This is a genomic window from Gammaproteobacteria bacterium, from assembly GCA_028817255.1.
GTDB lineage: Bacteria > Pseudomonadota > Gammaproteobacteria > Porifericomitales > Porifericomitaceae > Porifericomes > Porifericomes azotivorans.
In genome coordinates, this window is the sequence record JAPPQA010000203.1 from 1 (window position 1) to 3,486 (window position 3,486).

The 3,486-nt window shown below is 68.7% G+C and carries 3 protein-coding genes; all 3 read left to right on the top strand.

Annotated features, from left to right (window positions below):
- Positions 1-180 precede the first annotated feature (180 nt).
- From OXU43_08190 to OXU43_08200, 3 genes are read left to right on the top strand one after another with little or no spacing between them, the layout of a single operon-like run.
- A complete protein-coding gene (locus OXU43_08190) occupies positions 181-1,617 on the top strand; it encodes a TonB-dependent receptor (protein MDD9825132.1) in 1,437 nt (478 codons plus the stop codon).
- Positions 1,618-1,651: 34 nt separating this feature from the next.
- Positions 1,652-2,656 (top strand): zinc ABC transporter substrate-binding protein, encoded by a 1,005-nt coding sequence (locus tag OXU43_08195; protein ID MDD9825133.1) that lies wholly within the window; start codon positions 1,652-1,654, stop codon positions 2,654-2,656.
- A gap of 16 nt (positions 2,657-2,672) precedes the next feature.
- Positions 2,673-3,467 carry a metal ABC transporter permease gene (locus tag OXU43_08200; protein MDD9825134.1) on the top strand — a complete coding sequence of 265 codons (795 nt, stop codon included), beginning with the start codon at positions 2,673-2,675 and terminating at the stop codon, positions 3,465-3,467.
- Positions 3,468-3,486 lie beyond the last annotated feature (19 nt).

Below are 3,486 nucleotides of genomic sequence, written 5' to 3' on the forward strand. Positions count from 1 at the left end.
TCTGCCGGCGGGCTTGACGACAGGGAGAGGGTACATTATAACGTAGCGTCGAGATGGAGGCGGCGCCTCGCAACCGGCAGGCAAGCGGTTGCGGTCCAGTCGGCTGCGGTCATGGGTGCGCGCGGGGCGCGGCGATTCATGAGAGATGTCAATAAAACTCGTTTGTATGGGAGAGATGTTATGTCGGTTATAGGTAATCGGTCACGGCGCGCGGCGCTGGTTTTGGCGGTGGCGGTTCTGGCCGCGGGCGGTGCGGCCCCCGCCGTTGCGGAAGACGATATCGAGGCGATCAAGGGGCAGCTCGAGTCTTTGCGGCAAGAATACGACCAGCGCCTCCGCTCCCTGGAGGAGAGCCTGCGCGCGGCGGAGGAACGAGCCAGGCAGGCGCAGGAGGAGGCCGCGTCGGCGGTGGCCGCCCCGGCTGCCCCAGCTGCCCCGGCTGGCCCGGTCGTCGCCGCCGCCGCCAGGGCGTTCAACCCGGCGATTAGCATTATTCTGGACGGGCGTTACGCCGCTTTCAGCAAGGACCCGGAGGCGTACGAACTGCCGGGGTTCCTGCTGGAAGAAGAGGCGGGCCTCGGCGACGAGGGCCTTTCGCTGGGGCACACGGAGTTCTACGCCAGCGGCAATATTGACGACAGGTTTTACGGCCAGCTGGTCTTCGTGCTCGATCAGCACGAAGGCGCGGTCGAATTGGAGCTGGAGGAGGCTTTCGTGCAAAGCCTGGGACTGGGCCATGGCCTCACGCTGCGGGCGGGGCGCTTCTACTCCGCGCTCGGGTATCTGAACGAGCAGCACGAACATGCCTGGGATTTCGCCGATGCGCCGCTGGTCTATCGGGGGCTGTTCGGTCACCGGCAGCTCTCCGACGACGGCCTGCGCGCCAGTTACGTTGCGCCTTTCGACACGTTTCTGGAGGTGGGCGCCGAACTCTTTCGCGGCGGCCGCTTCCCCGCCGCGGGCAGCGGGCATGACGGCGTCGGCGCCTGGAGCGCCTTTGCCCACATCGGGGGCGATATCGGCATCGAGCACAGCTGGCAGCTGGGGCTCGGGCAATGGCGGGCGGACGATGTGAACGGGCGCGCGGGCGGCGGCCACGGGCATGACGGCGAGGATGCCGGCGCGGCGGTGGAGACCCCTTCGTTTTCCGGGGACTCCCGGATCCGTGCCCTGGACCTGGTGTACAAGTGGGCGCCCCTGGGCAATCCGAATGTGCGGCAATTTAAATTCCAGTTCGAGTATTTGGCGCGGCGGGAGGGCGGCCGCGTCGTATTGCTGAACAGCGACCCGTTCGAGTCCACGGATTACCGGGGCCGGCAAAGCGGTTGGTACGCGCAGGCGGCCTACCGGTTCCTGCCCCGCTGGCGCACGGGAGTGCGCTACGACCGGTTGCGCGCCGACAACTCCGGCTCGGACGCGGATGTGTTGGCCGAGGCGGGGCTGGACGACGAGGGACACCGGCCCAGGAGGTACAGCCTCATGCTGGAATGGCTGCCCAGCGAGTTCAGCCGCCTGCGCCTGCAATACAACCGCGATAAATCCAGCGCCGATGCGGACGACCAGGTTTTTCTGCAATATACCCACAGCCTGGGCGCGCACGGCGCCCATTCGTATTGATCGGAATTGAGCGGCTACGGCTATTGAGCGGCTATTGAGCGGATCTGGGGTCATGTGCCGCGACCGCGCGCCTGTAGTCGGCGGGGATGCGCCGCATTGGGCGCCGAATCGGGCGGACCCGAATCGAGCGGACGGTCAGCGCCTGTCGGCGCTGCTCGTTCTTGCCCTGGCGCTGCCCCTGGCCGGCGGCGGCGATGCCGTTGCGGCGCCGCTTAAGGTCTTCGCCTGCGAGCCCGAGTGGGGCGCCCTGGCGCGGACCTTGGGCGGCGACAACGTGGAGGTCTATGCGGCTACCACGGCGGCGCAAGATCCGCACTATATCCAGGCGCGCCCCAGTCTGATCGCCAGGGCGCGCCGCGCCGACCTCCTGGTGTGCGCCGGCGCGGAGCTGGAGATCGGCTGGCTGCCGCTGCTGTTGCGAAAATCGGGCAACGGCAGGATACAGGCGGGGCAGCCGGGGCATTTCATGGCGACGGCCCATACCGCCTTGTTGGAGAAGCCCGCGACGCTGGACCGCAGCCGGGGCCACGTCCACGCCGCGGGCAACCCGCATATTCATCTGGACCCGCGGCGCGTCGAACAGGTGGCCCGGGCGCTGGCCGCGACTCTGGCCGCGATCGATCCGGCGAATGCGCCCCAGTACCGGCGGAACCTGGCGGATTTCGCGGCCCGTTGGCAGGCCGCGCGCGAGGAATGGCGGCGCCTGGCCGCGCCGTTGCGCGGCAAGCGCATCGTCGTCTATCACAATTATTGGGTCTATCTGGAGCGTTGGGCGGGGCTGCAAAGGGCCGCGGCCCTGGAGCCCAAGCCCGGCATTCCGCCCAGCGGCAGTCACTTGGCCTCGTTGCTGGAGCAAATGCGCCAGGAGCCGGCCGCTCTGATCGTCCATACCGAGTACCGGAGCGGGCGCGCGGCGCGTTGGCTGTCCGGGAAGACCGGCATCCCCGTTCTTGCCCTGCCCGCCACCGTGGGCGAGGGCGAGGAGCTGGGGCAGTGGTTCGAACGCCTGTTGCGGGCCTTGCTCGAAGCGGCCGGGTGAGTCTGGCAAGGGCCAGGTGAACCTGGCAAGCCTGGACGCGAGCATCCTGGGGCCGGCCTTTGCCGCCGGCTTGGTGGTGCTTGCCACGCATGTGCCGCTGGGGCGGGAAGTGCTCAAGCGCGGCATCGTATTCATAGATTTGGCGGTTGCCCAGATTGCCGGCCTGGGCGTGATCGTTGCCCATACCCTGGGTTGGGAGGCGCACGGCTGGGGGACGCAGTTGGCCGCCGTCGCCAGCGCCCTGGCAGGCGCCTGCTTGCTGGGCTGGATGGAACGGCGCTGGGGCAAGTTCCAGGAAGCGCTGATCGGGGCGGCCTTCGTGCTCGCCGCTACGGCGGGCATCCTGCTGTTGGCGGAAAACCCGCACGGCGGCGAACGCCTCAGGGAATTGTTGGTGGGGCAAATCCTCTGGGTGACGTGGGGGCAGTTGCTCCCCGCCGTTTTGGTCTCGGCATTCGTTTTGTCGGTGTGGTTCTGCCTCGGGGCGCGCCGTGTCGGACGGGTGGGCTTTTACGCGCTGTTCGCCCTGGCGGTTACGGCCTCGGTGCAGCTGGCGGGGGTTTATCTGGTGTTCGCCAGCCTGATTATCCCGGCGCTGGCGGGCATCGGTCAGAGCGCGGGCAGGGCGCTGCTGGTCGGTTATGCCGCCGGCGGCGCGGGGTACGCGCTGGGCTTGGTCTTGTCCGCGCTCCTGGACTTGCCGGGCGGCGCCGTCATCGTGTGGGGCATCGCGGCCATGGCCCTGCTGGGCAGGGCGCTGTGCGGGGCGCCGGCGCGGGCGGCAGAGGGCGGCTCCCCGGCGCCGGGCTGAATGCGGCGCGGCTATTCCG